Genomic DNA, 26,928 nt, shown 5'->3' on the forward strand with positions numbered 1-26,928 from the left:
CAGGCGCCGGGTGACGTCAGGCCGGCGTCGCGTCCCGGGGCAGCGGTGAACGGCTCACCCGGATCTTCGACTGGCCGTGCGGCAGCTGTTCCCAGTCGTCCATCAACCGTGCGGACAGACCGTGCGCGCGGGCGAGGGACAGCAGCGTCTCGGCGCGGTAGTAGAAGCCCTCGCGCAGCACCTGGTGCTCGGTGCCCTCGGTGCGGTCGAAGGTGAAGTCGAAGAAACCCCGGTCCGTCAGGACGCGTCCGACGTGGGCGAGGCACTCCTCGATGACGTGCAGCGGGGAGTGGGAGAAGACGCTGTGCGCGTGGACGACGTCGAAGTGGTGATCGGGCAGGAAGTCCAGGGTGAGGTCGCCGGTGAGGGTCAGGTGCGGCAGTTTGTGCTGGAGCCGGCGCTCGGTCAGCGTCTTTGTGGCGGCGATCAGGATGTCGGGCGAGATGTCGATGCCGTAGTAGTTGCCGGGGTCGAGGTGGTCGATGAAGCGCCGGCCGCCGCGCAGGTTGCCGCAGCCGATGTCGAGCATCCTGTGCTCGGGGAGCAGGCCGTGTCCGACGAGGTAGTCGAACTGCATCCGCCCGAGCGCCAGCCAGCGGTCGTGGGACCGGCTGCCCACGGCGGCCTCCGGGTCGCGGCGCGTGTCCGACGCCATCACCGCCCGGTAGTAGCCGACGTGGTCGGGGTGCTTCAGACGCAGCCAGGTGTCCCTGGTGGCGCGGCGGAGGTACGGGGCGATGCGGCCGGGGTGCAGCAGGGCGTAACCGATCTTGTGGGTGAGCGTCGAACGGTTGCGCTCCAGTCTGTCCCAGGACCGCGACCGCTTCCGGCTGCTCCGGGACCGCTTCGGACTGCTCAAGGACCGCTCCGGTCTGTTCCAGGGCCGCTCCGGTTCGTTCCAGGACTTCGTGTGCCGGGCCATGGCGGTGACCTCCGTACGGGCGATCCCCGGTGCGGGGACGGGCCTCTGACAGCGCTGCCTCCCACGCCACCACCGCTTCCGCTCTCCCACCAGCGCACCGGGCCGTCCGCCTGACGGCCCGTCCCCGGGCCCCGTGCCGCAGCAGCCCTACTCGGCTACTCGGCGAGGGTCCGGTGCGGCGGGCACCCGTAGGCCGCGCGGTACAGGGCGGCGAAGCGGCCCGGGTGGAAGAAGCCCCAGCGGGCCGCGACGTCCGTGACCGTGGTGCCGTCCAGCGGGGTCGCCGCCAGCAGGTCGGCGTGCGCGTGGGACAGGCGTACCCGGCGCAGATGGGCCAGCGGGGTGGTGTCCAGGTGGCGCCGGAAGGCGTACTGGAGGGCGCGGACGGTGACGTGGGCGGCCTCGGCGATGTCGGCGACGGTGATGGGCTCGTCGGCGTGGTCGTCGATGTAGGCCAGCGCGTGGCGCAGGGTGACGGGATGGGCGTCGTTGCGGTCGGTCGCGGTGGGCTCGGTGAGCGCGGTGTTGGGGAAGGCGGCCAGCACGCCCGCGGCCAGGTGCTGGGCGGCGGTGGAGGCGATCAGGGGCTGGACGGCGAGATCGGGGTCGGCCAGCAGGTGGTCGCGGAGGTAGCCGATGGTGCGCCGGAGGTGCCGTGCCGCGGCGGGGGAGTGGGGCCGGTGGTCGGTCAGCCGCACCGGTTCCGGTCTGCGTCCGGGCGCGCCGGCGGCGACGCGGGAGAGCAGGTCGGGCTCCAGCATCGTGATCGTGTAGCGGGCCTTGCAGATCCGGCCCGAGCACGGCAGGTCCGGCGGCGCGAGGGACACCAGGTCACCGGGGCCGAAGGAGTCCTGGACGCCGTCGACGCGGTGGTCCTCGATGGTGCCGTCGTGGACGAGGCACAGGCAGATCCGGCCCAGCGGTGTGACGCAGTAACGCATCTCGAAGTCCAGGGCGAGCTCGTCCACGGTCACCGACGGCAGGGCGGTCCGGGTGACCCGCATCCGGCCGGCCCGCGGGTCGTCGCTGCCGATGCGCATGCGCGCGTAGGCCCTGCTGAGGAACTCCTCGGTCAGGTCCAGGTTGTCACTGTCGAAGAACAGCGTGTCCATCTCGGTCCCGTCCGACGTCAGGCAGGCTGCCCTGCACGGTGCAGGTGGGACGCGGCGGGTACGCCGCGGCAGCCGCGGCGGGGAACGGTCCGCCGGTCGCCCGCCCACCTCGTCTGCCCCGCATCGGGGACCGCATTCGTTTTCCGGATTGACCCCGGCGATGTCGTTCGTCATGCGTGCCGCCCGAGCGGGTCGCGCCGGGCAGGCTGGGACGGGACGGCACAGTGATCGCCGTCGGCACCGTGATCACCGTGGACATCGGCGGCGCGGATCTCGTACGAGAAGAGAGAGGGGGTCCGCCCGTGGCAGCGGAGGACGAGCTCGACGACCGGATCGGCGTCCTGGAGGAGGAGGTCGTCCAACTGCGGCAGGCCCTCGTCTCGCACGCCGTCGTCGACCAGGCCATCGGAGTGGTCGTCGCCGTCGGTCACCTCCGCCCCGAGCAGGGCTGGGAGGTCCTCAAGGAGATCTCCCAGCACACCAACACCAAACTGCGCGAGGTCGCGGAGTACGTGGTGCAGGGAGCCCACTGCCGGTGGCTGCCCGACGAGATCCACGAGGCGCTGCTGGCCGCCCTGAAGCGCGTGAAGGCCCAGTGAGTCCTCCCGCGACGCCCGCCCCTTCTATGTGACTCTGGGTAACCCGCCTCGTGACGTACAGTCGACGCGGGGGAGGAACACCGGAGGGGGATGACGTGCCGCTGGAGTCGGTGCGGTTCGCGGTCCTGGGGCCCGTGCGCGTGTGGCGGGGGGAGACGGAGCTGGAGCCCGGAGGGCCGCAGGAACGGGCCTTTCTGGCACTGCTGCTGGTCAGGGCGGGGCAGCCGGTCGCCGTGGACGAGATCGTCGACGTGCTGTGGGGCCCGCGTCCGCCGCGCAGCGCCGTGAACGTGGTCCGTCGGCACGTGGGTACGCTGCGGCGCCTGCTGGAGCCCTCGCTCGCCGTGCGCGCCGAGGGCCGCTGGCTGGTGCGGGACGCGGGCGGGTACCGGCTCGTCACCGACGGTGACTCCCTGGACCTGCTGAGGTTCCGCGCGCTGCGGGAGGCGGGGCGCCACAGCGCGGGGGAGTCACCCGCACGTGCGGTGCACCTGCTCACCGAGGCACTGTCGTTGTGGCGCGGCCCCGTCGCCGCCGGGATCCCCGAACGGGCCCGCGCGCACCCGGCGTTCGGGGCGGCCGGCCGTGAGCGGCTCGCGGCCGTACGGGAGGCGGCCGACGCGGCCCTGCGCGCGGGAACGCCGGACGCGGTGCTGCCGCAGCTGCACGCCGCCGCCGCCGAGCATCCGCTGGACGAACCCGTGCAGGCCGGCCTGGTCCTCGCCCTCGCGGCGGCGGGCCGCCGGCCGGAAGCGCTGGGCGTGTACGACGCCGTACGGGCGCGGCTGGCCGAGGAGTTGGGCATCGACCCGGGGCCGGAACTGCGGGAGGCCCGCGAGGTGGTGCTGCGGGAGCCCCCCGAGGTGGTGCCGCCGGGTGCTCCGGCCGACGGGCCGAGGGCGCCCGTCACCACCGCGGAGGCCTTCACCGCCCCGGCTCAACTGCCGCACGACATCACGGGGTTCACGGGCCGTCACGCCGAACTGGACGAGGTCCTCGCCCTGTCGGGCGGAGCCGGGCCGTCCGCGGACACCGTCGTGATCACCGCCATCGGCGGCATGGCCGGCGTCGGCAAGACCACCCTCGCCGTGCACTGGGCCCACCGCGTCGCCGACCGCTTCCCCGACGGCCGGCTCTACGTCAACCTGCGCGGCTTCGACCCGTCCGGCGCGGTCATGGAGCCGGGAGAGGCCGTCCGCGGATTCCTGGACGCGCTCGGGGTGCCGCCGGAACGCATACCCCACGGCCTGGACGCGCAGGCCGCGCTCTACCGCGGTGTGCTGGCCGGACGGCGCGTCCTCGTCGTCCTCGACAACGCCCGCGACAGCGACCACGTACGGCCGCTGCTGCCCGGCTCACCCGGCTGCCTGGCCATCGTCACCAGCCGCGACGAACTGTCCGCACTGGTCGCCGCCCACGGTGCCCGCACCCTCACCCTGCGGCCGTTCGACCCCAGTCAGGCGCGGGCGTTCCTCGTCCGCCGCCTGGGCGCCGAGCGGGTCGAGGCCGAGCCGCACGCCGCCGACGAGATCGGCGAGCTGTGCGCCGGGCTGCCCCTCGCCCTCGCCTGCGTGGCCGCCCGGGCCGCCGCCCACCCCCACTTCCCGCTCGCGGCCGTCGCCGCCGAACTGCGCGAGGCCCACGGCAGCCTCGACGCCTTCGCGCGCTCCGACGCCTCCGTCGACGTGGGCACGGTCTTCTCGTGGTCCTCACGGGAGGTCTCGGAGCAGGCCGCCCGGCTGTTCCGGCTGCTCGCGCTGCACCCCGGCCCCGACTTCTCCCTGCCGGCGGCGGCCGCGCTGGCCGGCCTGCCGGCACGCCGCACCCGGCCGCTGCTGGCCGAGCTGACCGGCCTGCACCTCGTCACCGAACACGCCCCCGGCCGCTTCGCCTTCCACGACCTGCTGCGCGCCCACGCCGCCGAACTCGTCGACGAGCGGCACACCGAGGAGGAGCGGCGGACGGCCCTGCACCGGCTGCACCACCACTACCTGCACACCGCCCACGCCGCCGACCGGCTGCTCGCCCCCCACTCCGACCCGCTGCCCCCGCCGCCCGCGCCGGACGGCGTGCACCCCGAACCACTCGCCGACGACGAGCGGGCCCTGGCCTGGTTCACGGCCGAGCACGCGGTCCTGCTCGCCGTCGTCGACACGGCCGCCGCCCACGGAGACGAACGACCGGCCTGCCACCTGGCCTGGTCCCTGGAGCCGTTCTTCGACCGGCGCGGCCACTGGTACGACGGGCTCGCCGTCCAGCGCACCGCCCTGGCGGCCGCCCGGCGGCTCGCGGACCCCGTCCTGCTGGCCCGCGGACTGCGCGGACTGGGCCGTATCGAGGGCCGCCTCGGTCTGCACGGCGAAGCCGTCCCCCGCCTCGAACGCGCCCTGGAGCTGTTCACCCGGCTCGGCGACGACACCGGCCGCGCCAACACCCACCGCAGCCTCGGCTGGGAGTGCGAGCAGCAGGGCGACCTCCCCGGCGCCCTGCGCCACAACCAGCTCGCCCTCGACCTGTTCCGCGCCCTCGGCGACCGCGCCGCCCAGGCCAGCGTCCTGAACTCCGTCGGCTGGTACCACGCTCTGCTCGGCGAGTACCGGCAGGCCCTGGCGCACTGCTTCGACGCGCTGACCATGCTCCAGGAGCTCGGCGACCGCTACGGCCAGGCCGCCACCTGGGACAGCATCGCCTACGCCCACCACCAGCTCGGCCGCCACCCGCACGCCCTCCTCGGCTACCGCAACGCCCTCGCCCTCCTGCGCGAGCTCGGCGTGCCCCACCTCGAGGCCGACACCCTCACCCGCATGGGAGACACCCACCGGGCCATGGGCGACCAGGACAGTGCCCGCACCGCGTGGCGCGAGGCACTCACCCTGCTCAGGGCCCTGGGCCACCCCGACGCCGAGCGGGTCGAGGCCCGCCTGACCGGACGGGACGGCCATGCCGGCGCCTGCTGACCGCATCGCCGCGCCCGCTGCCACCCTCCTCACCACGAGGCCGGTCCCCGCCGCCCGACGCCGGGCCCACCGGCGCGAGTGCCCCACCCGCACGTCCGGCTCCGCCGGCCTCGCCGCCCCGCGCGAAGGGGTCGGGTGAGGAGATGCGGTTCCAGGTACTGGGGCCCGTCCGGGCGTGGCGGGACGATGAGGAACTCGACCTCGGGTTCCCCCAGCAGCGTGCCCTCCTCGCCCTGCTCCTGGCCGACACCGGCCGGCCCGTGCCGACGAGCGGCATCCTCGACGTCCTGTGGGCCGAACGCCCGCCCGCCAGCGCGCTGAACGTGGTGCGCCGGTACGTCGGTGCCCTGCGGCGGCTGCTGGAACCGGAGCTGCCGCCCCGCGCCCCCGGCAGCCGCCTGCTGCGCCGGCCCGGCGGCTACCTCCTGGAAGCGGATCCGGACGAGGTCGACCTGCTGCGCTTCCGCGAACTGACCCGGCAGGGCAAGCGGGCGGCGGCCACCGGGCGGGCCGAGACGGCGGCCCGGTGCTTCACCGAGGCGCTGGGGCAGTGGCGCGGCCCGGTGGCGATGGGAATCCCCCCGTCCGCGCGCGAGCACGTCCGGTTCACGGCCGTCGAGCGCGAACTGCTGCACACGACCCGTCTCGCGGCCGACGCTGCCCTGCTGTGCGGCCGCGCCGAGCACGTCCTGCCCGCCCTGCGCCGGGCCGCCGCACTCGACCCCCTCGACGAGCCGCTGCACGCCCGGCTGATCCTCTCCCTCGCCGCCTGCGGTCTCCAGGCGGAGGCGCTGACCGCGTACGAGGACGTCCGCCGGCGGCTGTCGGCGGAACTCGGCATCGCCCCCGGCGCCGAACTGGCGGCGGCGCAGACGCGGGTGCTGCGCCAGGAGGTGGGACGGCTGAGGGCCGGACCCACCGTCGCCCTGGGGCGGGACCTGCCGGTCGTGCGGGTGAGCACCGCCCGCGGCGCCTCCTCGCCCGCCCCGGTCGGCCGCCCGGCCCAACTGCCCCCCGATCCCGCCGCCTTCGCCGGTCGCACGGCCGAACTGGAGTGGCTGACGTCCCACGCGGGACCTGCGGACGCGGGCACCGGGGCGCCGCCGACCGTGCTGATCGGCGGGATGGCGGGCGTCGGCAAGACCACGCTCGCCGTGCACTGGGCCCACCGCGCCGCCCACCGCTTCCCGGACGGCCAACTCCACGTCCGGCTCGGGGGGTCCGACCCGGTCGAGCCCGCCGTGCCGCCCGAGGAGGCGCTGCGCGGCATGCTCACGGCGCTCGGCGTCCCCGCTCCGCGCATGCCGGACGGTTTGGCCGCCCTGACCGGCCTGTACCGCACCCTGCTCGCCGGCCGACGCGTCCTCGTGGTCCTCGACGACGCCGTCGGCACCGAGCAGTTGCGTCCGCTGCTGCCCGCCGCACCGGGCTGCCTGGCGCTGGTCACCAGCCGCCACGCCCTGCCCGGCCTGATCGCCTCGGGGGCCCGTCCGCTGCGCCTGGACCCGCCCCCCGCCGAGGACGCGCGCGCGGCGCTGGCCCTGCTGACCGGCGCCGACCGGCCGGCCACCGAGCCCCGCGCCACCGACGAGATCGTCACCCGGTGCGGCCGGCTGCCGCTGGCCCTGGCCGCCGTCGCCGCCCGCGCCGCCGCCCGCCGGGACCTCTCCCTCGCGACCGTCGCCGCCGAACTGCGCGCCTCCCACGGCAGCCTGGACGCCTTCTGCGCCCCCGGCACCACGCCCGACGTCCGCGCCGCCTTCCTGGGGTCCTACCGTCTTCTGTCGGCGGAGAGCGCCCGCCTGTTCCGCCTGCTGCCCCGGCACACCGGACCCGGCCTCACTCCGGCCGCCGCCGCCGCGCTCGCCGGCCTGCCGGTGCGCCGGGTCCGTCTCCTGCTCGCCGAACTCGCCGACGCCCACCTGCTCACCGAGCACACGCCCGGCCGTTACACGCTGCACGACCTGCTGCGGGCCTACGCCGCGGAGCTGGCCGCGGAGGAGGGCGCGGAGGAGGGCGTTCGGTCGGCCCGCTGAGCGGCGACCGGGGGCGTGAGCTGGGGGTGTCACCGCGTTGTCACTCTTTTTGCACATCTCCCGGCCTACCGTCCCGTCGAACAGACTGACGGTCGCCCTGGAGGCAATGGCGGATGTCCACAACCAGCACCATCGACACACGGGTCTGCCGGACGCCCCTCGGCGTCGAGATCGTGACCGGGGAGCGGGGCCCGGGGCGACTGCCGGGGGAAGGCACGCCGCGCCCTGCGCACCGGTTCCACGCCACGGACGGCGGCGAGTACCTCTTCGTGGGCCTGCGGGACGCCGCCGCGCGGCCCGGCACCGAGCCCCTCACCCTGTCCCTCGCGCCGGGCGACGTCTGCTTCTACGACACCCACCACCCGGCCGCCCTCGACTTCCCCGAGCGGTTCCGGGCCACGGTGTTCCTCGTCCCCCGGGACCTGCTCGCGCTGACGCCCGGCGACGTACGGCGGATCACGCGGACTCCGCTCACGCGGGCGTCCCGGCTCGGCACGCTGCTGTCGCCGCTGCTGTCCGACCTCGCCCGCACCGCCGCCGAGGCCCGGCCGCCGGTCGGCGAGATGCTCGCCCGGAACGCCGTGAACCTGCTGGCGACCCTCGCCGCCGAACAACTGGGCGCGCAGGCCCCGGGCACACGGGACGGCCAGGCACCGGTGCTCGCCCGGATCATGGAGTACGTCGAACTCCACCTGCCCGACCCGGACCTCTCCCCTGAGGTCATCGCCCGCGCCCACTACATCTCCGTGCGCTACCTGCACAAGCTGTTCCAGGACGAGGGCACCACGGTCGGCCGCTGGGTCCTGCGCCGCCGGCTGGAGGAGTGCCGGCGTGACCTGGCGCGGCTCGGGCGGGGGAGCCGCACCATAGCGGCGGTCGCGGGACGCTGGGGCTTCACCAGCGCCACCCACTTCAGCCGCGTCTTCCGCACCGCCTACGGGATGTCCCCGCGCGAGTGGCGTGACGCCGCCGGGCACCGCTGAACTCCCGCCCCCACTACCCGGCTCTCCGGCCCACGGGTTCTCCGGCCCACAGGCTCCCCGGTCCCCGGGCTCCCCGGTCCGTGGGCTCCCCGGGCCCCGGGTTCTTCGGCCCCCGGTTCTTCGGTCCCTGGGTTTTTCGGCTCGCGGGTTCTTCGGTCCACCCGGGTTCTCCGGCTCCTGGGTTCACCGGCTCCTGGGTTCTCCGGCCCCCGGGTTCTCCGGCTCCCCGACCCTCGGGTTCCCGGCCCCGCCCCCGGGTTCTCCGGCTCCCCGACCCTCGGGTTCCCGGCCCCGCCCCCGGGTTCCCCGGCCCCCGCCCCCGGGCTCTCCGGCTCCCCGGCAGCCGGCGGGTGTGCGGGCCGCCGACCGGTCCCGTCACCGGAGCCGCCGGGAGGGCGGCCCCGGTCCCTCCGTGCCGCCCGGGTCGGTCAGCCCGCCGCGTGGGCGCCGATGACGGCCTGGGCGTAGACGATGCCGAGGCCGTAGGCGCCGCCGTGCTCGGTCACGACGCCGGTCGTGGCGGCGTACGTCTCCGTGCGGGCCCAGTCGCGCTGGAGCTCCAGCAGCACCTGCACCCAGGTCACCGGGATCGCGCCGCCGCGCAGCATGCGCTGGATCGCGTGCTCGTGGGCCTGCGGGGTGACGCCGCCGGACGCGTCGGTGACGACGTACACCTCGTAGCCCTGCGCGAGCGCGGACAGGGCGGGCAGGACCACGCAGACCTCGGTCCACAGGCCCGCGATCACCAGCTTCTCGCGGCCGGTGGCCTTGACGGCCTCGACGAAGGCCAGGTCCTCCCAGGCGTTCATCGTGGTCCGGTCGATGATCTTCTGCTCCGGGAAGACGTCCGCGAGCTGCGGCAGGATCGGGCCGGAGAACGACTCGGCGGCCACGGTGCTCAGCACGACCGGCACGTCGAACGCCTTCGCGGCCTTCGCCAGACCCACCGTCGAGTTGATGATCGCGGTGCGGTCGCCGCTGCCGGTGCCGAAGAACATCTGCGGCTGGTGGTCCACGAACAGCACCGCGCAGTTGTCCGGGGTGAGGAGGTCGGGGCTGGGCGACGCGGTGACCTCGGCGATGTCGACCATGGAGGAACCTTTCGGTGGAGGGGTGAACAGAGAAACCGGGGAAGCCGGAGAAGCCGGACCGCCTCTTCGCCCTACTTGATGCGCGACGGCAACTGGCCGAATTCCGCCACCGGTACCACGACGGCGGTGCATCTCTCGGGAAGTTCGACACGGTGCGACTCCCTCCCCGAATCCAAAACCGCTTCCGGCGCGGCGACGAATCGCGGTCGCTGTCGTCAACTCCCCGCGATTCCCGGCGACTTCCGCTGGCAACCCAAACCCCTCCACGGGTGGCCGTGTGTTCCGTGAGCGCACCGGACAAGTCCTCACAGCGCACCGCTCTCTGTGCGCTGTGGGGACAACGCCGGTGCACGCGCGGACAATGTCCGGCCGCCCGGCGGAATTAGCGTGACGGCGCAAGACAGCGCACATCGAGGAGCAGGAGAAATCCATGTCCGACGTCGTCGAGCCGGTCCGGCCGGTACTGGAACCCGAGGCCGCGGCGTTCGCCGAGGCGACCGCCAATCCGCCGTACCTGTTCGACCTGCCGCCGGCGGAAGGTCGCAAGGCGGTCGACGAGGTCCAGTCCGGCGAGATCGACAAGCCGGCCGTCGACGAGGAGTGGATCACCGTCTCCGGCGGCCCCACGGGCAGCGTCCGCGCCCGGATCGTCAAGCCCGCCGGAGCCGAGGGCACCCTGCCGGTGATCCTCTACATCCACGGCGCCGGCTGGGTGTTCGGCAACGCCCACACCCACGACCGCCTGGTCCGTGAACTCGCCGTCGGCGCCGCGGCCGCCGTGGTCTTCCCCGAGTACGACCTCTCGCCAGAGGCCCGCTACCCGGTCGCCGTCGAGCAGAACTTCGCGGTCGCCCGGTGGGTCGTCGAGCAGGGCGCGTCCAAGGGCCTGGACGGCGCACGGCTCGCCGTTGCCGGCGACTCCGTCGGCGGCAACATGACCGCCGCGCTGACCCTGATGGCCAAGGAGCGCGGCGGCGTCCCGCTGGTGCAGCAGGTGCTGTTCTACCCGGTCACCGACGCGGCCTTCGACACGCCGTCCTACCACCAGTTCGCGACCGGCTACTTCCTGCGGCGCGACGGCATGCAGTGGTTCTGGGACCAGTACACGACCGACGAGGCCGAACGCGCCCGGATCACCGTCTCCCCGCTGCGCGCCACCACCGAGCAGCTCACCGGCCTGCCCCCGGCCCTCGTCATCACCGGCGAGGCCGACGTGCTGCGCGACGAGGGCGAGGCGTACGCCAACAAGCTGCGCGCGGCCGGCGTCCCGGTCACCGCGGTCCGTTTCCAGGGCATCATCCACGACTTCGTGATGCTCAACGCCCTGCGCTCCACCCACGCCGCCGAGGCCGCCATCACGCTGGCCGTCGGCACCCTGCGCACCGCCCTGCACTCCGCCTGAACCCGAGGGACACCCCGACATGACCACCACCACGCCCACCGTCCTCCTCGTCCACGGCGCGTTCGCCGATGCGGCCAGCTGGTCCGGCGTCATCGCCGAACTCCAGGGCCACGGCATCCCCGTCATCGCCCCGCCCAACCCGCTGCGCGGCCTCGCCTCCGACGCCGCCTACGTCGCCTCCGTCGCCGCCCAGATCGACGGCCCCGTCGTCCTCGTCGGCCACTCCTACGGCGGCGCCCTCATCACGGTCGCGGGCGTCACCGAGAACGTCGTCGGCCTCGTCTACGTCGCCGCCTACGTACTGGAGGAGGGCGAGAGCCTCGGCGAGCTCCAGGGCCGCTTCCCGCTCTCCCCGCTGGTCGCCAACCTCAAGCAGTGGACGTACCCGGTGCCGGGCGGCGAGCCGGCCGTCGAGGTCACCATCGCCGAGGACGCCTTCCCGTCGGTGTTCGCCGCCGACGTGCCGGCCGACGTCACCCGGGTCCTCGCCGCGGCCCAGCGCCCGCTGGCCGCCGCCGCGTTCGAGGAGACCGCCGCCGCGGCGGCCTGGAGGACCAGGCCGTCCTGGGCGCTGATCGCCGGTGCGGACGAGGCGATCAATCCCGAGGTCGAGCGCTTCGGCGCCAAGCGGGCCGGGGCGACCGTCGTCGAACTCGAGGGCGCCTCGCACGCCGTCGCCGTGTCCCGGCCGAAGGAGGTCGCGGACCTCATCCGCGACGCCGTACGCGCCACCGGCTGACCGCCGGCCGCCCCGGACCGCCGCGCGGACGCATTCCCCCGTACCGCGTCCGCGCGGCTCCCGCCGTCACCTCGCGCCGCCCCGCCGGTCAGCCGCGGGCCCGGCGTACGAGGTCCTCGGCCGCCCGCGGCCAGTCGGGGTGGTCGAACGTGAAGCCCTTCTCGAGCAGACGGCCGGGGACGACGCGGCGGCTCTTGAAGAGCAGTTCGGTGTCCGAGCGCAGGACGAGGGCGCCGAGTTCGGCCATCCACTTCGTCGCGGGCAGGCCCACCGGGACGCCCCACGCGCTGCGCAGGGAACGCATGAAGGCCCGGTGGGGGAGAGGTGCGGGGGCGGCGAGGTTCACCGGCCCGCTGATGTCCTCCCGATCGGTCAGGAACCCGACCGCGCGGACGAAGTCGTGGTCGTGGATCCAGGACACGTACTGCGCGCCGCCCGCGACCGGACCGCCGAGACCGAGGCGGGTCATCCTCGACAGGACGTCGAAGACGCCGCCCCGGTCGGGGCTCATCACCATGGCCGAGCGCAGGGCCACCTTGCGGGTGTGCGGCGTGTCGGCCTCATCCTGCTCCCGCTCCCAGTTCCTGGCGATGTCGACGCTGTAGCCCCAGTAACCGGGGACGCCGGGTTCCGTCCCACCCATGACACCCGTGGCCTCGTCGTTCGGCGCGTCGAAGCGGTGGGCGTAGATCGTGGCGGTGCTCATCTGCAGCCAGACCCGGGGAGGCCGGGCCGCCTCGGCGATCGCCTCGCCCACGACGCGGGCGGAGTGCACCCGGGAGTCCATCATCGCCCGGAGGTTGGCGGGCGTGTAGCGGCAGCTGACGCTGCGGCCCGCCAGGTTGATCACCACGTCGCTGCCGTCGACCGCCTCCGTCCAGGGTCCGGGGGTCCTGCCGTCCCAGCCGACCTCGCCCGGCCCCGCGGGCCGTCTGCTCAGCACCACGACCTCGTGTCCGGCCGCGGTGAGCGCACGCCGCAGGACCGTACCCACCTGCCCGGTCCCCCCGGGTATGACGATCTTCATCAAGAGGCTCCCCTCCTCGTTCGGAGGGGAGCCTACTCTCATTTGAACGCGTTCAAAACTTCTCTGGTGGCGGTACCGCGGTCAGGCGGTGTGCAACTGGTACACGTTGAACGCCCGCCGGATGACCGGCTGCGCCACGTTCCTCACCCGGACCCCGCCGGCGGTCATCCCGTGTTCGGTGCCCATGTGGGCGTGGCCGTGCACGGACAGGTCGGCGCCCGCCGTGTCGATCGCCTCGGCCAGCAGATAGCTGCCGAGGAACGGGTAGATCTCCAGCGGCTCACCGGCGAGGGTGTCGGCCACGGGCGAGAAGTGGGTCAGGGCGATCCGCACGTCGCAGCCCTCCTGGCCCAGCTCCTCCAGTGAGGTGCGCAGCCCGTCGGCGCTGCGGCGGGTGTAGCGGACGAACTCCTTCATCAACGGCTCGCCGAACTCCCCGGCGCTGCGCCCCACGAACCCGCCGCAGAAGCCCTTCGTACCGGCGATGCCGACGCGCGTCCCGTCGCACTCGACGATCGTGCCCCCACCCTCCAGGACCGTCACGTCCGCGTCCTGGAGGATGGCGGTGACCTTCTCCGGCTGTTCGTCGTGGTGGTCGTGGTTGCCGAGCACCGCCACCACCGGCACGCTCAGCCCCCGGACCTCCTGGGCCACCACCCGCGCCTCCTCCGGCGTGCCGTGACGGGTGAGGTCGCCCGCCAGGAGCAGCAGGTCGGCACAGTCGGACAGGGTGTCGAAGGCGGGCCGCAGCAGACCCTGGCTGTCCGGCCCCATGTGGATGTCCCCCACGGCGGCGACGCGGATCATGGCAGGTCCTCCGCATGGTCGGGGGAGGCGTTGTCCGCCACCACGACGTCGGTGTGCACGGCGAGCCCGGACAGCTCCTCGCGGACGGTCCGCAGCACGGTCTCACGGCACTGCGTGGAGGGGACCGTGCCCGTCACCACGACCGACCCGGCTCGCACCTCGGCACGGACGCCCAGCTCACCGAGTTCCTCCGCGGCGAGCCGGTCGCGCAGGTGGGCGACGCGGTACTCGACGTTCTCGGCGGCGGGGCCGGCGCTCCCCCCTCCGCCCGCGTGCTCCGCGGGCGTCATCGCTGGGGGCCTCATCACTGTTCCTCCCTCGGCCTCGGCGGAATGACCTCCAGCCGTTCCAGGAAGTAGAAGAACGCGTCGGGCATCGGCTGGTCCCCGCAGGCGCGGCGCACCGTGTCCCAGTCGACCTTCTCCCGCAGCGTACGGGCGATCGGCAGCACCGCCCCGAAGTCGCAGTGGTGCTCGGAGAAGGCGGCCAGCAGGCTGTGCACCAGGTCGGTCGGCGACAGGACCGGCATGAAGACCGATTCGACCGACAGCTCCTGGGTCCGCTCCAGCAGCTCGGTGGTGACCGGCTGGTGCGCCAGCTCGAAGATGAGGTCGACCTGCTGGCCGAGGCAGCTCGACTTCAGCAGCCAGTCCTCCGGCGGCGTGTACACCGCCAGTCCGGCCTCCCGCAGGGTCTCGGCGACGGCGTCCGCGTCCTCGGGACGGAAGCAGAAGTCGACGTCGTGCTGGAGGTTCTGGGTCCCGCCGTGGGCGTACACCGCGACGCTGCCCGCGAGGGCGAACTTGTGCCCCTTCCGCTTCAGGATCGAGCCGACCTGCTTCGTGGCCTGGAGGATCGCCTGGTTGCGGTCGAGCGGGAGATCCTCCGCGAGTACACCGTTCTGCGCGAGCACGTCGTTCTGCGGGACGAGCCCGGGATCACCCGTGGCCAGACGCAGCTCCGCGACGCCCGCTTGCTGGTCGAGAGCGTTGTCGTCCGCGTGCTGCGTCATCACTGCCCCCTTGTTCCCTGTGTTCGCTGGTCGTGTTCTTCCTGGTCGGCCCGTCGCCCGCCGGCCCGCACCCGGCGGACCGTCCGCGAAGGACCGTGACGGCGAGCTCCCCGAGTACCCGGGCGTGGCGGCTTAGACACGGACCGGGGCGATGGATCGCGCGGACGTCTCCCGCGCCCGCATCCGGGGCACCCGGCCCTCATGGACAGCGAGAAGCAGCAGCCGGCCCCGTCCGAGGACCGCCGGACCGTCGAGCGGCTCGTCGCGGCGTGGCTGGAGGAGACCGAGCGACACGACAGGGCCGCGGCCCGCGAGGCCCGTAGCGGATGGGAGCGCGGCTCCCTGCCGGCCGGGTCCGCCCAGGACCTGGCCCACTGGGTGACCGCCCGGGTCACCGACACCGCCTTCAACGAGGACGAGGGCCCTCGGGTCGAGGGACCGGTCCGGATCACCCCGGCGGACAAGGAGACCGTCCACCGGTGGCTGGCGGACCAGGGGCACCGGATCTGACGGCACCGGCGGCAGGCCTCCGCACCGGAGTACGCCTGCCGCCACGCCCGTACGGCGCCCACAGCACCCCGGCCGTCCGTGCCGACCGTGCGCGGGGGTGCCGCCGCCGTGTCCCGGGTCGGCGCCCGCAGGTGCCTGAGCACGTCACCGGGACCGGCCGGGCCGCCGGGGTACGGCCCGCTCAGGGCCAGGCGCCGGAGAAGTCGACGGTGCGGGCCCACTCCGGGTGATCTATCAGGGGATTGCGGTTTCCCTGTATCTCGGCGATGGCCGCGTTGCGATGCAACTCGTACTCGGTCACGGGCTCGTCGTCGTGCCACTCCAGGAGGACGGGCAGCCGTTCCTCGGGGAACTCCTTCGCCTCGTCACCGGCTTCGTCACCCACGAGTCCGGGGTACCGCAACAGGAAGTACAGGGTGGCCCTGGCCACGGCCCCCCTGCTGTGCTCGGGCTCGAACCCCGTCCGCTCGCGCATCCCGCAGTCCTCCCGTACGGCCTCGTCGAAGCCGGGGAAGTCCATGTACGGGATGTTGCCGCGGAAGCTGTTGCACGCCGGTTCGCACGCGAACAGATGATGCAGGTCACCGCGCATGGGCTCGCGCTTGGCGAACCAGGACTGCGGGACGACGTGTTCGCAGTTGAAGGGCAGCGACGCCTCCAGGACGTCCAGTTCCGTGGCGAGTTCGGCCGGGCCCGCCGTGCTCTCGCGCAGCAGGAACTCCTGCAGACCCCTGAGCCGGGCCGCCTCGGCGGCGGCGTCGGCGCGGATCAGTTCCTCCGCGGTGAACGTCTTGCCGGAGTAGACGCTGCGCAGGAGACGGTCGGGGTGGATGTCGACCCACGGGTAGAGCAGCCGCGAGGGCTTGTAGGAGGGGCGGCGCTCGTGGCTCTCCTCCAGCAGGCCGGTCAGCGCACGGCGCAGCGCGTCGCCGTCCGCGCCGTCGTCGATGCTCGCGTAGTAGGCGTCTCGCGCCTCCCGGTCGGCGTCCCGGTCGTAGTAGACGCGGCCCTCCCCGAGTTGGACGTTGCGCAGAGCCGCGCGCAGATCCCGTTCGGCGGCGTCGCCCGCGGCGGCGGAGCCGCCGTCCACCTGCCCTGCCGAGGGGAAGGGTGCGAGGACGGCGGCCGTCCCCGTCGAGGAGGTGGGAGACAGGGCCGGGGTTTGCTGTCCGGGGGGCGGCGGACCGACGCCGATGGTGATCCTCAGCGGCACGGTGAGGCCCACGGCTCCGCCGACGGTGACGTGTGCCGAACCGTTCTGTGCGATGCCGTCGACCGCCGGCCCCGCGGCCGCCGTCTGCGGTGTCCCCTCGACCGGCCGCGGTGGGCCGGGCGGCCTGAACAGTTCGTCGCGCAGCCGGGCCGCGGTCCCGGTCAGCGTGAGCCGGCTCAGCGCTTGCAGCACGCGGCTGATGCGCACCCCTTCGTTGGCCTTCCACGCCAGCCGGTGCTCGCCCATCCCCGGCCGCCAGACCGTTCCGTCGATGGCGAGGGGCCGGCCTTCGGCGTCCGTGTTCGGCACGGCCGAGTGGTGCAGGGCGATGACCTCCCATTGGTCGTTGAAGACGGGCGATCCCGAGGAGCCCGGCGCGGTGTCGGTCGCGTAGTGGACGAACCGGTCCAGCAGATCGACGATCTGGTTCTCGCGCAGTGCGAGCTGTTTGGGCTCGCCGTTGGGGTGCTGAATGATATTGACGAATTCCCCGAGGATGGCCTTGCCCTGCGTCCCGTCCAGGGGCAGCCAGGTGAAATCGGCGAGCCGCTCGCCCCGCTGACCGCGCTCCGCCACGGCGACCACGCTGAAATCCAGGGCGCGGTCGGTCGCGAAGAACTTCTGGGGCTCGAGGGCGAAGACCACCGGGTCGAGGGGGAGCCCGTCGAGTCCGGCCTGGAAGTTGAATTCGATGACGGCGCGGCCCGCTTCCTCGGGGCTGCGCAGTACATGGTTGTTCGTCATCAGAAGCGAGGGGGACACCATGAAGCCGGTGCCGTGGTGCCCGCCCGCCGGTGCCCTGACGGTCACCCGCCCGATCGACCGGGCGGCCACGTACCCGCCCTCCAGGAACGCCACCCCGGTGAGGTCGTTACGCCCCATCAGGCGTTCCAGGCCGAGCACATCGGCGCCGAAGGTCTCCGGTGTCAGCGGGAGGGTGCTGCCCGTCGAGGTGGCGGGCGTCGTCGGTATCCGTTCGATCGACCTGGCCAGTGACCAGTCGGCGTTCAGCCGCGCCAGCCGCTTCCTGACGCGATCGGGCTCGTCGGCGTACAGCACGCCCCGGCGCTCGATGGTCCGGCGGGTCTCCTCGCGCTGCGCGGTGCGGCTTTCGAAGCGCTCCGCGGCTGCCTCCAGTTGCGCCAGGTAATCGGTCTCCGCCTCGGAAACGTGTTCTGCGGTGATCATGAACGCCTCCGTGTTTCTCGGCTCTCCTTTCCATTGTGTGCACCGGCTTCCATGATTTTCCCCTCGTGACTTTCTTCCCTAGCTACTGGTCACCGATTCAAATGTCACCCGGTCAATCAGCCGTGTTGAATCCCCAAGTCCTCCCCGTGCGCGCGCAGATGAACGTGCATAACATAAAGGAACGGAAAGAGGGGGCGCGTACCCAGGCGCGGAGGAGGAAACCCGGAGTGACCACTCAGGTCTGCAACCACACCAAGTCCCGGCCGACGGTCAGGCGCGGCTCGTCAGGAGCGGCGGTGAAACAGGCGCAGTGTTATCTGAACAACTCGCTCAGGGGCCGACGACTCGTCGAGGACGGGGTGTTCGGCCCGGTCACCGATGCCGCGACACGCAGATTCCAGCAGTGCGCGGACATCACGGTCGACGGCATCATCGGCGCCCAGACCTGGTCGCACCTGACCTTCTGGGCCCACAGCCCGGACTACGTCTGCTGAACGCGTGTGTCGGGAGACCTCGACACCGACCCGGCACCCCACCTGCGGGGCGCCTTCGCTCCGCGCGCCCGGCTGATCGAAGAGGCCGAGGCGGCGGACGTGACCGCTCAGCGCCCCGATGTCACCCGCTCAGGCCGAGGACGAGACGTAGCGTGTCCGTCAGCACCGCGGTGGGAACGGCCGGGTCGGCGACCCGCTGGACGCCGAGCCCGATCCCCAGGCTGAGCAGGGTCATCGCGGCCTGGTCGGCGGGCATGGCCAACGTGGCGCCCAGTTCCCCGGCCAGAGCGTCGAGGAGCTGGGCGAGCGCCTCGCGGATCGCGCCGACGCGGGCCGTGATCTCACGCCGGAGCTCGTCGTCATGGCGGGCCCGGATGAGGAACTCCACCTCGAGCGTGGTCCAGGCCTCGTCGCCGATGTGGGCCTCGCCCCAGGCCGCGAAGGTCGCGAGACGGTCGTCGATGCGGCCCTCGCGCATGACGGAGTCCGTGAGCAGCGTCAGCTGTTCGGTGCGGATGTCGTCGAGTACGGCGAGGCAGAGGTAGTCCTTGTTGCGGAAGTTGGAGTACACGGCCCCCTTGGAGTACCCGGCCGTCTCCGCCACCTGGCTGAGCGACGTGGCGCCGTATCCGTTCCGCAGGAACAGGTCCCGCGCGGTGGCGACGAGCCGCTCGCGCGTGCGTTCCTGACTCTCGACGCGGCTGAGGCGGGCCATGTCTCGCTCCCTTTCCCGTCCTGCGCGGCTTGCCCTGCGTGCGGATCCCGCAGCTCACGGATCCTATCTCCGCGACGGGCTGCCCCTGGACTTCGGATACCGCTAGTATCCCGATCTCATCGGTATCCGGATGGGCGGAGAGATCAGTGACCACGACCGGCACACCAACGGCCCCTTCCCGCGGACTGGTACTGGGCTGCGGGGGAACGCTCGGCGCGGCCTGGACGATCGCCGCCCTGCACTCGCTCCAGCAGGCCCTGCGGTGGGATCCGCGCGACGCCGACGTCCTGGTGGGCACCTCGGCCGGGGCGGAAGTGGCCGCCATGCTCGGCAGCGGCATCGGCGTGGAGGATCTGCTGGCCGCGCAACTCGCCCGTGCGGGCTCCCCTCCCGAACTGCTCCGTCACTTCTCGACACCGCCCCGACGGCTCCCGCCACGGCCCGCCCTCTTCCCCGGATCGCCCGCGCTGGCGCGCCGCGCACTGGAGCGCACCGTTCCCGCGCTGGCCGGTCTGTCCGGCCTGCTGCCGCAAGGACGCGGCGACACCGGCCGGCTGACGGCCCTCGCCGACTTCCTGGCACCCGGCGCACAGTGGGTCCGCCATCCCGCGACCTGGCTCGTGGCGACCGACTTCGACACGGGCCGGCGTACCGTCTTCGGGCACCCCGAGACCCCATGGGTCGCCCTGCGTGACGCGCTGCGCGCGTCCTGGGCGGTCCCGGGATGGTTTCCGCCCGTCCACATCGACGGCCGACGCTATGCGGACGGCGGTGTCCGTTCCACCGCCTCGGCCGACCTCCTGGTGTCCCACGGTCTCGACGAGGTCTACGTCATCGCGCCCATGAGCTCGCCTCCCACCGGGCCGCGCAGAGGCCTCGGCCGAGCGGAGGCGCTGCTGCGTCGCGTCATGACCCGCACCCTCGACGCCGAATGCGCCGCGCTGCGGGCAACGGGCACACGCGTCACCAGGATCGAGCCCACCGCCGCCGACCTGAAGGTGATGGGCGGCAACTTCATGGACGGCCGACGTCGTCCGGCGGTCCTCGAGACGGCGTTGCGCACCACGCGGGCCGTGGTCCGTGACCGCATCCCACCGCCCGGCGCGCCGCACGGCACCGGCCGCCGCCTCGACGACGCCGGGACAGGAGCCTGACATGTCCCGACCCGACCCCCGTGACCGCCCCGGCACCTCCCCGGCGCTCGTCTCCCGCGAGACCCACGACGTGGAGGCGCTCGTCATCGGCAGCGGCCTGTCCGGCATCGGAGCGGCCATCGCACTGCGCCGGGCCGGAGTGCACGACCTCGTGCTCCTCGAGAAGGCGCACGAGCTGGGCGGCACCTGGCGCGACAACACCTACCCGGGCTGCGCCTGCGACGTGCCGTCCGCCCTCTACTCGTACTCCTTCGCGCCCAACCCGCAGTGGACGCGTGCCTTCGCCGGGCAGGCCGAGATCAGGGCCTACCTCCACCACACGGCGTCCACCCACGGCGTCACCCCGCTCATCCACTTCGGCACCGAGGCCACCCGCGCCCAGTGGGACGTCCACGACGCACGCTGGCACGTGGAGACCAACCGCGACCACTACCGGGCCCGCTTCCTGATCGCGGCGGCGGGGCCCTGGCACGAACCGCTGCTGCCCGGGATCCCCGGCCTGGCCGACTTCCCCGGCGCGGTGTTCCACTCCTCGCGCTGGCGCCACGACGTCGATCTGACGGGCGCACGCGTCGCCGTCGTCGGCAGTGGCGCGTCGGCCGTGCAGTTCGTTCCCGCGATCCAGCCCCGGGTCGGTCGCCTGCACCTGTTCCAGCGCACCGCCCAGTGGGTCCTGCCGAAGCCCGACCACCACGTGCCCCGCGCCGAACGATGGCTGCTGCGGCGCCTTCCGGCCGCGCAGCGGGCCCTGCGCCACGCCGAGTACGCGGCGCTGGAGACACTGGGCCTCGGTTTCCGCCACCCGTCCCTGCTGCGCGCGGTGCAGAGGGTGGGCACGCTCCACCTCCGGGCCACCGTCAAGGACCCGGGACTCCGCCGGGCGCTGACACCCGACTACACGCTGGGCTGCAAACGGCTGCTGCTGTCGAACACCTACTATCCCGCGCTGACCCGGCCCAACGTCACCGTGCACGCCACAGCGGTCGAGGCCGTCGACGGCGGTCGCGTCATCGGTTCCGACGGCAGCGTCGCGGAGGTGGACACCATCATCCTGGGCACCGGTTTCCACATCCTCGACATGCCCGTCGCCCGGCGTGTGTTCGACGCCGACGGCGCGAGCCTGGACGACCACTGGAAGGGCAGCCCGGACGCCTACCTGGGCACCACCGTCAGCGGCTTCCCCAACGCGTTCCTCCTCCTCGGGCCGCACCTGGGCACCGGACACTCCTCCGCCTACACGGTCCTCGAAGCACAACTGGACTACGTGTCCCGCGCGGTGCGCCACTTCCGCTCCGCGGGCTGGACCAGCATGGACGTACGCCCGGAAGTCCAGGCCGCCTTCAGCGCCGAAGTCCAGCAGGCGCTGCCCCCGACCGTGTACAACGCGGGCGGATGCTCGAGCTACTACCTCGACGGCAACGGCCGCAACAGCTTCAGCTGGCCCTGGTCGACGGGCCGGATGCGCCGGCGCCTGGCCGCATTCGACCCCGAGGCCTACGTCGTCACCTCGGACACGGAGAAGGCGAGGCCGGCCCCGCCTCTGGTGTCCCGCGGGTCCGGCCTCGCTGTGCCGTGAACGGTCGCTCCGGGCCGGCCGCCGCTCAGGCGAGGGGCTTGCCCTCGCGGTGGCGGCGCAGGCCCTCCGGTCCCTCGACGACGGCGGCGGTCAGTTCCTCGACGCTGGTGTCCTCCCGGCGCACGTCGAGGATCTTGCGCCCGTGGTTCATCACGATGTGCCGGTCGCAGATCTGGTAGGCGTGGTGGAGGTTGTGGGTGACCAGCACCGAGCTGACTCCCTCCTGCTTCAGCCGGAGCAGGTAGTTGAGCAGCGCCTCGGTCGCGCGCACGGCCAGTGCGCTGGTCGGCTCGTCCAGGATGAGCAGGCTGCGCTTGAAGTGCACGGCGCGGGCGATCGCCACGGCCTGCTGCTGTCCGCCGGAGAGCGAACCCACCAGCTGGCGGGGGCTCTTGATGCCCTCGATGGTGACCACGCTGTCGAGGATCCGCGCGGCGATCTCGTCCATCTTCCTCAGCTTCAGCAGGCCGAGGGCGTTGGTGAGTTCGCGGCCCATGAAGATGTTGCGGGTGATGGTCATGGACGGCACCAGGGCGGAGTCCTGGAAGATCGTCTCGACGCCCCGCCTCTCGGTCTCCTGGCGGTTGGGCGTGGTCAGCTTCTCGCCGCGCCAGAGGTAGTTGCCCTCCTCCGCGGTGACGACTCCGGACATCGTCTTGACCAGAGTCGACTTGCCGGCGCCGTTGTCGCCGAGCAGGCCGACCACCTCGCCCTGGTGGATCCGGAAGCCGACGTCGTCGAGGACGGTGTTGGCTCCGTACCGCTTGGTGATGCCGGACAGCTCCAGCAGGACCTCGCCGGTGCGTTCCGCGGTGGCGGTGGGGGACATGGTTGCTCCGTTTCCGGCGGTGGGCTCGGCGGTGCTCACTTGGCCTTCCCCTCGATCAGGCGGTTGAAGAAGGCCGCGGCGACGATGATCAGACCGACGAAGAGGTCCAGGTAGAAGCCGGGCGCACCACCGAGCAGCAGGATGTCCTGCACGGTGAGGATGAGCGCGGCGCCGAGGACCATGCCGAGCACACTGCCCCGGCCGCCGGACAGCGCGACCCCGCCGACGACGGCGGCCGCGATCGCCTTCAGTTCCATGCCGCGCCCGGTGCCGGGCTGGACGGAACCGGTGCGGACGGCGGTCAGGACGGCGGCGAGGGCCACGCACAGACCGAGGATGCCGAACGCGATGATCTTGACGCGGTCGGGGTTGATGGAGATGGCGCGGGCGGCGGCGGGGTTGCCGCCGACGGCGAAGACGTGATTGCCGAGCCGGTGCCGGTGCACCAGCAGCCAGAACACGACGCCGACACCGAGCAGCCACAGCACCTGACCGCGGAAGAAGCCGAGGTCGGCGGTGAAGACCCGCTTCAGCGTCTCGCTGGGGACCACCAGGGCGGCCGTGGTGCCGTTGTAGAAGAGCGCCGCCCCTTCCCAGAAGAGCATCATGCCGAGCGTCACGATGAAGGAGGGGATCCTGGCCTTGGTGACGAGGACGCCGTTGAGCAGTGCTATCGCGATGCCGGTGACCAGGGCCATGCCGGTGGCGGCCCAGGCGCTCGTCCCGTCGGAGTACCACCGGGTGAACACCAGGGCGCAGAAGGTGAAGTTGGCGCCGAGCGACAGGTCGAACTCACCGGCGATGATCAGGATGCCGGCGCCGATGGCGAGGATCGCCAGCACGGGGATGCTCTGGCTGAGGACGTTGAAGTTCGACTTCTCCAGGTAGGGGAAGCCGACCGGGTCCACGAGGTAGTAGATGACGCAGCCGAGCTGCACGAGGAGGAAGACCAGGCCGATCTCCAGCGCCCCACGCCCGCGGATCTGGCGCAGGCGCTCGGTCAGCCGGTCGGCCGTGGTGGCGGGGGCGGAGTCCGCCGGAGTCCGCTTCCGGGCGGGCGCGTTCCCCGCCGTGGCGTCCTCCTCCACGGCGGCGCCCCCTGCCGCCGGGATGCTCGCCGCGGTCACCTGACCGCTCCGCTCGCTCATGGTGGTACTGCCTTCCTGGTTGAGATGGGCGGGGCGGCCGGCCGATGGCGCCTGGCCGCCCCGAGCCGAATCGTCGGCGGGTGAGGGGGTGTGCCGGAGGTCCGGACGGCGCGGGTCAGCGGACCTTGCCGGCGAGTTCCTCGGCGATGCCGACGTTGGACTTGTCGACCAGGCCGCTGCCACCGGAGTTGATGTCGGCCGGGCTGAGACCGAAGTCGAGCTTCAGACCGAGCTGCACGACCGTCTGGAAGCCCTGGACGTAGCCCTGCTGGTCGGCCGCCGCGTCGATGGCGCCGGACTTGATACCGGTGACGATCTGCGGTGCCAGGTCGAAGCCGACGACGGGCACCTGCACACCGGAGTCCTCCATGGCCTTGACGACGTTGCGGTGCGGGGTTCCGCCCAGCGGGACGACGGCGGCCGTCTTCTTGTGGCCGAGCAGATACTGCGTGATCTTGTCCAGGGCGGCGGAGTCCTCGATGCCGGTGCCGAGGATGTCCGTCCTGGCGCCCACCTCGTCCAGGGCGCGCTTGACGCCGGCGTGGCGCTGGACCGCGTACACCTGGTCCGGGAACTCCACGGGGGTGAGGACGGTGTCACCCTTGCCGATGTCGGGGTGGTCGGCGAGGAGACGCTTGCCGAGCAGATAGCCGACCTCTTCGAAGTCCTGTCCGACGAAGCCGAGGGTGCAGGCGCCGACCGCGCCCTCCTGGGTGATGTTGTAGCTCATCACGGGGATGCCGGCCTTCTGGGCCGCGCAGACGTTCTCGGTGTACTTGTTGGGGTCGTCCAGGACGACGGCCAGAGCCGCGGGCTTGTCGGCGACCGCGCTGCCGATGAGGTCGTTGTACTTGGCCTGGTCGCCCGAGCTGGTCTGCATGTTCAGGTCGAGGTCGAGCAACTGCGCGGCGTCCTTGGCACCCTGCGCGATGGTGGTCCAGAACGGGTCTCCGGGGTCCTGGGGGAGCAGGAAGGTGACCTTGCGGTCCTTGGCCTTGCTGCCGAGGCCCGACCCCAGCGACGTGCCCTTGCCGGAGGCCGAGGCGGTGCCGTCCGAGGCCTGGGAGCAGCCCACCGCGAGCAGAGCCAGTGCGGGGACGACGGCGAGTGCGCGCAAGCCGGAGACCCGGCGGGTTCTTCGGGCTGCTCTGGGCGAGTGAGCGGAGTGCGGCATGGTCCTACCTCTCCTGTGGAGGAATAAGTACGGGGGAGAAAGAGACGAGGTCCTGAATTTTCCGTGGCGCGGCCGGTGACCTCTTTGGCGAAAATTAGCGCCCGTTTGGCCGAAGGTGTCAATACGGTGAGGCAGGATGAATTCAAACGAACGGGTAACGGCTTCGGGCGTACCTTTACCGCTGCTCAAGTGCCGTTTTTGGGCAGGCGAAAGGGCCTTGCCGGGCGGGGTCAGTGCTCGGCAAGGCTTTCGCTTCGGTATTTATTTATCAGGCGCTCGGGCCAATTAATTTCCCGTCATTTCGCGTTCAGGTGGCGAGTTCCTTGGTGATGCGGTCCAGCATGAACGCGGAGGATTCGCGGGCCCGCTCTTCCCAGGCGAAGACACAGGCGGTGGCGACTCCGTCGAAGCCGAGTTCGCGGAGGGTGCCGAAGAAGGCGTCCCAGTCGACTTCGCCCTGGCCGATGTCGAGGTGCTGGTGGATGCGGGCGGTGGTGCCGGGCGGGTTGAGGATGTAGCGCAGCCCGGAGGAGCCCTTGTGGTTGAAGGAGTCGGCGATGTGGACGTGCTTCAGCTTGTCGCCGGCGTAGCGCATCATCGCGGCGATGTCCGCGCCGACCTGCGAGGGGCCGGAGAGGTGGAAGCTGTGCGGGGCGCAGTAGAGGTAGTTCACCCAGGGCCTGTTGATCGCGCGGACCAGGTCGACCGCGGGGGTGTTCTCCTCGCAGAAGTCGTCCGGGTGGGCCTCCAGGTTCAGAGCGATGCCTTCCCGCTCGAACACCGGCAGCAGTTCCTCCATGGACCGCCAGAAGGCGGCCTCGCTCTCGGCGGCGCGTTCGGGGCGGCCGTTGAACTCGGAATTCATCAGCGGGCATCCGAGGTCGGCGGTGATCTCGATCATCCGCTTCCAGTAGCGGACGGCGGCCTGCCGTTCGGTCTCGTCGGGTGAGGACCACTTGTACAGCGGCAGCACGGAGGAGAGCTGCACGCCGTGCGTGCGCAGGGAGTTCTTCAGCTGCCCGATCCGCTCGTCGTCGGCGCGCGGGTGGAGGAAGAACGGCATGAAGTCGTCGCGCGGCGACAACTCGATGTACTCGTAGCCGAGTTCGGCGACCGTGCGCACCATCTCGTCGATGGGCAGGGCGCGGAACATGTACGGGTCGAGGGCGATTTTCATGCGGCGCCTCCGTAGAAAGCGGGCCGGGGCTCGAGGTCGGTGGCGATCACGCGGCCCGATTCCAGGGCCTCGACGGTCGCGCTGGTGATGACGGTGGCGGCGTAGCCGTCCCAGGCGGAGGGGCCGGTGGGCTCGGTGCCCGCCGCGAGGTTCGCGATCCACTCGCGGAACTCGGTGTCGAAGGCGTCCGCGAAGCGCCCCACCCAGTCCGTCAGGACGTCGGTCGTGTGCCGTCCCGCGCTGCGCACGCCGACCGCGGCCGGGTCGGGCAGCCGGACCAGCCCCTCCTCGCCGACCACCTCGCACTGGATGTCGTAGCCGTACTGGCAGTTGACGAAGACCTCCAGATCGATGCGGACGCCCTCGGCGGTCTCGAAGAGCATGATCTGCGGGTCCTTGAGGTGCTCGAACCGCTTGCCGGTGGCGCGCGGCGTGACCACCTGCGCGGAGACGATCTCGTCGTCGAGGAGCCAGCGCAGGACGTCCACCTCGTGCACCGCGGTGTCCAGGGCGGCCATGGCGGAGGTGTACGACTCCGGGACGGTCGGGTTGCGGTGCGCGCAGTGCACGATCAGCGGCTCACCGATGCGGCGGGAGTCGATGACCTGCTTCATCTGCCGGTAGCCGGCGTCGTAGCGGCGCATGAAGCCCACCTGGACGAGACGGCGGCCGTGGGCCGTCTCCGCCTCGACGATCTTCAGGCAGTCCTCGGCGGTCGTGGCGAGGGGCTTCTCGCAGAACACCGGTTTCCCGGCCGCGATGGCGTTCAGCACGTGCTCGGCGTGCGTCGGCCCCCAGGAGGTGACGAGGACGGCGTCCACGTCGTCCGCCGCGATCAGGGCCGCGCCGTCGGGCAGCACTCGGGCGCCGACCCGTGCCGCCGCCTCCTCGGCGCGGGCGGCGTCGATGTCGGTGACCGCGGTGACGCGGGCCCCGGTGACGGTGTCGGTGAGGCGCCGGATGTGCTCGTGGCCGATCCAGCCGGCGCCGATGACGCCTACGCGCACAGTCATGGGTAGGTCCTTTCTGCGGCCCCGGGCCGCCGTCGGCCCGGGGCGGGAGG

At 72.4% G+C, this 26,928-nt stretch carries 24 protein-coding genes; 10 read left to right on the top strand and 14 right to left on the bottom strand.

Annotated features, from left to right (window positions below):
• Positions 1-16 precede the first annotated feature (16 nt).
• Positions 17-802, bottom strand: coding sequence for a class I SAM-dependent methyltransferase (locus tag ACF1A1_RS26110; protein ID WP_392003358.1), 786 nt, complete (start codon positions 800-802; stop codon positions 17-19).
• A gap of 275 nt (positions 803-1,077) precedes the next feature.
• Positions 1,078-2,034 (bottom strand): helix-turn-helix transcriptional regulator, encoded by a 957-nt coding sequence (locus ACF1A1_RS26115; protein WP_392003196.1) that lies wholly within the window; start codon positions 2,032-2,034, stop codon positions 1,078-1,080.
• 302 nt (positions 2,035-2,336) lie between these two features.
• On the opposite strand from ACF1A1_RS26115, the gene ACF1A1_RS26120 reads away from it, so the two are divergent.
• The 4 genes from ACF1A1_RS26120 to ACF1A1_RS26135 all read left to right on the top strand — a co-directional run bounded on the left by ACF1A1_RS26120 (position 2,337) and on the right by ACF1A1_RS26135 (position 8,609).
• Positions 2,337-2,633: an ANTAR domain-containing protein gene (locus ACF1A1_RS26120; protein ID WP_392003198.1), complete on the top strand. Its 297-nt coding sequence runs from the start codon at positions 2,337-2,339 to the stop codon at positions 2,631-2,633.
• Positions 2,634-2,728: 95 nt separating this feature from the next.
• A complete protein-coding gene (locus ACF1A1_RS26125; protein ID WP_392003200.1) occupies positions 2,729-5,590 on the top strand; it encodes a BTAD domain-containing putative transcriptional regulator in 2,862 nt (953 codons plus the stop codon).
• Between the two features lie 143 nt (positions 5,591-5,733).
• Complete coding sequence (locus ACF1A1_RS26130) at positions 5,734-7,626, top strand: BTAD domain-containing putative transcriptional regulator (RefSeq protein WP_392003202.1); 1,893 nt, start codon at positions 5,734-5,736, stop codon at positions 7,624-7,626.
• Positions 7,627-7,739: 113 nt separating this feature from the next.
• On the top strand, positions 7,740-8,609 hold the full coding sequence (locus ACF1A1_RS26135; RefSeq protein WP_392003204.1) for a helix-turn-helix domain-containing protein: 870 nt from the start codon (positions 7,740-7,742) through the stop codon (positions 8,607-8,609).
• Positions 8,610-9,037: 428 nt separating this feature from the next.
• Here ACF1A1_RS26135 and ACF1A1_RS26140 read toward each other — a convergent pair whose 3' ends face one another.
• On the bottom strand, positions 9,038-9,700 hold the full coding sequence (locus ACF1A1_RS26140; protein WP_392003205.1) for a hydrolase: 663 nt from the start codon (positions 9,698-9,700) through the stop codon (positions 9,038-9,040).
• A 430-nt stretch (positions 9,701-10,130) separates the two neighbouring features.
• Here ACF1A1_RS26140 and ACF1A1_RS26145 point away from each other — a divergent pair, with 430 nt between their 5' ends.
• Entirely contained in the window at positions 10,131-11,102 is a 972-nt protein-coding gene (locus tag ACF1A1_RS26145; RefSeq protein ID WP_392003207.1) for an alpha/beta hydrolase, read from the top strand.
• Positions 11,103-11,121: 19 nt separating this feature from the next.
• A complete protein-coding gene (locus ACF1A1_RS26150; protein WP_392003208.1) occupies positions 11,122-11,841 on the top strand; it encodes an alpha/beta fold hydrolase in 720 nt (239 codons plus the stop codon).
• Between the two features lie 88 nt (positions 11,842-11,929).
• Here ACF1A1_RS26150 and ACF1A1_RS26155 read toward each other — a convergent pair whose 3' ends face one another.
• The 4 genes from ACF1A1_RS26155 to ACF1A1_RS26170 form a co-directional block, all read right to left on the bottom strand.
• Positions 11,930-12,868: an epimerase gene (locus ACF1A1_RS26155; protein ID WP_392003210.1), complete on the bottom strand. Its 939-nt coding sequence runs from the start codon at positions 12,866-12,868 to the stop codon at positions 11,930-11,932.
• Between the two features lie 81 nt (positions 12,869-12,949).
• The gene (locus ACF1A1_RS26160; protein ID WP_392003211.1) at positions 12,950-13,675 is read right to left on the bottom strand and encodes a metallophosphoesterase; all 726 of its coding nucleotides are present in this window, start codon (positions 13,673-13,675) and stop codon (positions 12,950-12,952) included.
• A complete protein-coding gene (locus tag ACF1A1_RS26165) occupies positions 13,672-13,965 on the bottom strand; it encodes a BON domain-containing protein (protein WP_392003360.1) in 294 nt (97 codons plus the stop codon). The genes ACF1A1_RS26160 and ACF1A1_RS26165 overlap by 4 nt, the downstream gene beginning before the upstream one ends.
• 14 nt (positions 13,966-13,979) lie before the next feature.
• Positions 13,980-14,687 carry a nucleotidyltransferase domain-containing protein gene (locus tag ACF1A1_RS26170; RefSeq protein WP_392003212.1) on the bottom strand — a complete coding sequence of 236 codons (708 nt, stop codon included), beginning with the start codon at positions 14,685-14,687 and terminating at the stop codon, positions 13,980-13,982.
• A gap of 201 nt (positions 14,688-14,888) precedes the next feature.
• On the opposite strand from ACF1A1_RS26170, the gene ACF1A1_RS26175 reads away from it, so the two are divergent.
• Complete coding sequence (locus tag ACF1A1_RS26175) at positions 14,889-15,197, top strand: hypothetical protein (protein ID WP_392003213.1); 309 nt, start codon at positions 14,889-14,891, stop codon at positions 15,195-15,197.
• 181 nt (positions 15,198-15,378) lie between these two features.
• Here ACF1A1_RS26175 and ACF1A1_RS26180 read toward each other — a convergent pair whose 3' ends face one another.
• Complete coding sequence (locus ACF1A1_RS26180; protein ID WP_392003214.1) at positions 15,379-17,598, bottom strand: endonuclease; 2,220 nt, start codon at positions 17,596-17,598, stop codon at positions 15,379-15,381.
• Positions 17,599-17,825: 227 nt separating this feature from the next.
• On the opposite strand from ACF1A1_RS26180, the gene ACF1A1_RS26185 reads away from it, so the two are divergent.
• Positions 17,826-18,092, top strand: a complete 267-nt coding sequence (locus ACF1A1_RS26185; RefSeq protein ID WP_392003216.1) for a peptidoglycan-binding protein — start codon at positions 17,826-17,828, stop codon at positions 18,090-18,092.
• 121 nt (positions 18,093-18,213) lie between these two features.
• Here the strand turns inward: ACF1A1_RS26185 and ACF1A1_RS26190 are convergent, their stop codons facing one another.
• Entirely contained in the window at positions 18,214-18,807 is a 594-nt protein-coding gene (locus tag ACF1A1_RS26190; protein ID WP_392003218.1) for a TetR/AcrR family transcriptional regulator, read from the bottom strand.
• Between the two features lie 146 nt (positions 18,808-18,953).
• On the opposite strand from ACF1A1_RS26190, the gene ACF1A1_RS26195 reads away from it, so the two are divergent.
• Both ACF1A1_RS26195 and ACF1A1_RS26200 read left to right on the top strand, forming a co-directional pair.
• Positions 18,954-19,961, top strand: coding sequence for a patatin-like phospholipase family protein (locus tag ACF1A1_RS26195; protein ID WP_392003220.1), 1,008 nt, complete (start codon positions 18,954-18,956; stop codon positions 19,959-19,961).
• Position 19,962: 1 nt separating this feature from the next.
• A complete protein-coding gene (locus ACF1A1_RS26200; RefSeq protein ID WP_392003221.1) occupies positions 19,963-21,537 on the top strand; it encodes a flavin-containing monooxygenase in 1,575 nt (524 codons plus the stop codon).
• Between the two features lie 25 nt (positions 21,538-21,562).
• On the opposite strand, the gene ACF1A1_RS26205 is transcribed toward ACF1A1_RS26200, so the two are convergent.
• From ACF1A1_RS26205 to ACF1A1_RS26225, 5 genes are all read right to left on the bottom strand, one after another.
• Positions 21,563-22,366 (bottom strand): ATP-binding cassette domain-containing protein, encoded by an 804-nt coding sequence (locus ACF1A1_RS26205; RefSeq protein ID WP_392003223.1) that lies wholly within the window; start codon positions 22,364-22,366, stop codon positions 21,563-21,565.
• Between the two features lie 35 nt (positions 22,367-22,401).
• Entirely contained in the window at positions 22,402-23,514 is a 1,113-nt protein-coding gene (locus tag ACF1A1_RS26210) for an ABC transporter permease (RefSeq protein ID WP_392003225.1), read from the bottom strand.
• A 115-nt stretch (positions 23,515-23,629) separates the two neighbouring features.
• Entirely contained in the window at positions 23,630-24,631 is a 1,002-nt protein-coding gene (locus ACF1A1_RS26215; RefSeq protein ID WP_392003226.1) for a substrate-binding domain-containing protein, read from the bottom strand.
• 364 nt (positions 24,632-24,995) lie between these two features.
• Positions 24,996-25,865 (bottom strand): sugar phosphate isomerase/epimerase family protein, encoded by an 870-nt coding sequence (locus ACF1A1_RS26220; protein WP_392003227.1) that lies wholly within the window; start codon positions 25,863-25,865, stop codon positions 24,996-24,998.
• The gene (locus tag ACF1A1_RS26225; RefSeq protein WP_392003229.1) at positions 25,862-26,878 is read right to left on the bottom strand and encodes a Gfo/Idh/MocA family protein; all 1,017 of its coding nucleotides are present in this window, start codon (positions 26,876-26,878) and stop codon (positions 25,862-25,864) included. The genes ACF1A1_RS26220 and ACF1A1_RS26225 overlap by 4 nt, the downstream gene beginning before the upstream one ends.
• Between the last annotated feature and the right edge of the window lie 50 nt (positions 26,879-26,928).

It is taken from the genome of Streptomyces sp. NPDC014995 (genome assembly GCF_043080745.1).
Classification (GTDB): Bacteria; Actinomycetota; Actinomycetes; order Streptomycetales; family Streptomycetaceae; genus Streptomyces.

Bases quoted from the DNA above. Each gene is read 5' to 3' on its own strand.
- ACF1A1_RS26145 (WP_392003207.1), top strand. From the start codon at position 10,131: ATGTCCGACGTCGTCGAGCCGGTCCGGCCGGTACTGGAACCCGAGGCC.
- ACF1A1_RS26140 (WP_392003205.1), bottom strand. From the start codon at position 9,700: ATGGTCGACATCGCCGAGGTCACCGCGTCGCCCAGCCCCGACCTCCTC.
- ACF1A1_RS26115 (WP_392003196.1), bottom strand. From the start codon at position 2,034: ATGGACACGCTGTTCTTCGACAGTGACAACCTGGACCTGACCGAGGAG.
- ACF1A1_RS26155 (WP_392003210.1), bottom strand. From the start codon at position 12,868: ATGAAGATCGTCATACCCGGGGGGACCGGGCAGGTGGGTACGGTCCTG.
- ACF1A1_RS26170 (WP_392003212.1), bottom strand. From the start codon at position 14,687: ATGACGCAGCACGCGGACGACAACGCTCTCGACCAGCAAGCGGGCGTC.
- ACF1A1_RS26130 (WP_392003202.1), top strand. From the start codon at position 5,734: ATGCGGTTCCAGGTACTGGGGCCCGTCCGGGCGTGGCGGGACGATGAG.
- ACF1A1_RS26205 (WP_392003223.1), bottom strand. From the start codon at position 22,366: ATGTCCCCCACCGCCACCGCGGAACGCACCGGCGAGGTCCTGCTGGAG.
- ACF1A1_RS26135 (WP_392003204.1), top strand. From the start codon at position 7,740: ATGTCCACAACCAGCACCATCGACACACGGGTCTGCCGGACGCCCCTC.
- ACF1A1_RS26190 (WP_392003218.1), bottom strand. From the start codon at position 18,807: ATGGCCCGCCTCAGCCGCGTCGAGAGTCAGGAACGCACGCGCGAGCGG.
- ACF1A1_RS26150 (WP_392003208.1), top strand. From the start codon at position 11,122: ATGACCACCACCACGCCCACCGTCCTCCTCGTCCACGGCGCGTTCGCC.
- ACF1A1_RS26220 (WP_392003227.1), bottom strand. From the start codon at position 25,865: ATGAAAATCGCCCTCGACCCGTACATGTTCCGCGCCCTGCCCATCGAC.
- ACF1A1_RS26160 (WP_392003211.1), bottom strand. From the start codon at position 13,675: ATGATCCGCGTCGCCGCCGTGGGGGACATCCACATGGGGCCGGACAGC.
- ACF1A1_RS26165 (WP_392003360.1), bottom strand. From the start codon at position 13,965: ATGACGCCCGCGGAGCACGCGGGCGGAGGGGGGAGCGCCGGCCCCGCC.
- ACF1A1_RS26180 (WP_392003214.1), bottom strand. From the start codon at position 17,598: ATGATCACCGCAGAACACGTTTCCGAGGCGGAGACCGATTACCTGGCG.
- ACF1A1_RS26175 (WP_392003213.1), top strand. From the start codon at position 14,889: ATGGACAGCGAGAAGCAGCAGCCGGCCCCGTCCGAGGACCGCCGGACC.
- ACF1A1_RS26210 (WP_392003225.1), bottom strand. From the start codon at position 23,514: ATGAGCGAGCGGAGCGGTCAGGTGACCGCGGCGAGCATCCCGGCGGCA.
- ACF1A1_RS26200 (WP_392003221.1), top strand. From the start codon at position 19,963: ATGTCCCGACCCGACCCCCGTGACCGCCCCGGCACCTCCCCGGCGCTC.
- ACF1A1_RS26225 (WP_392003229.1), bottom strand. From the start codon at position 26,878: ATGACTGTGCGCGTAGGCGTCATCGGCGCCGGCTGGATCGGCCACGAG.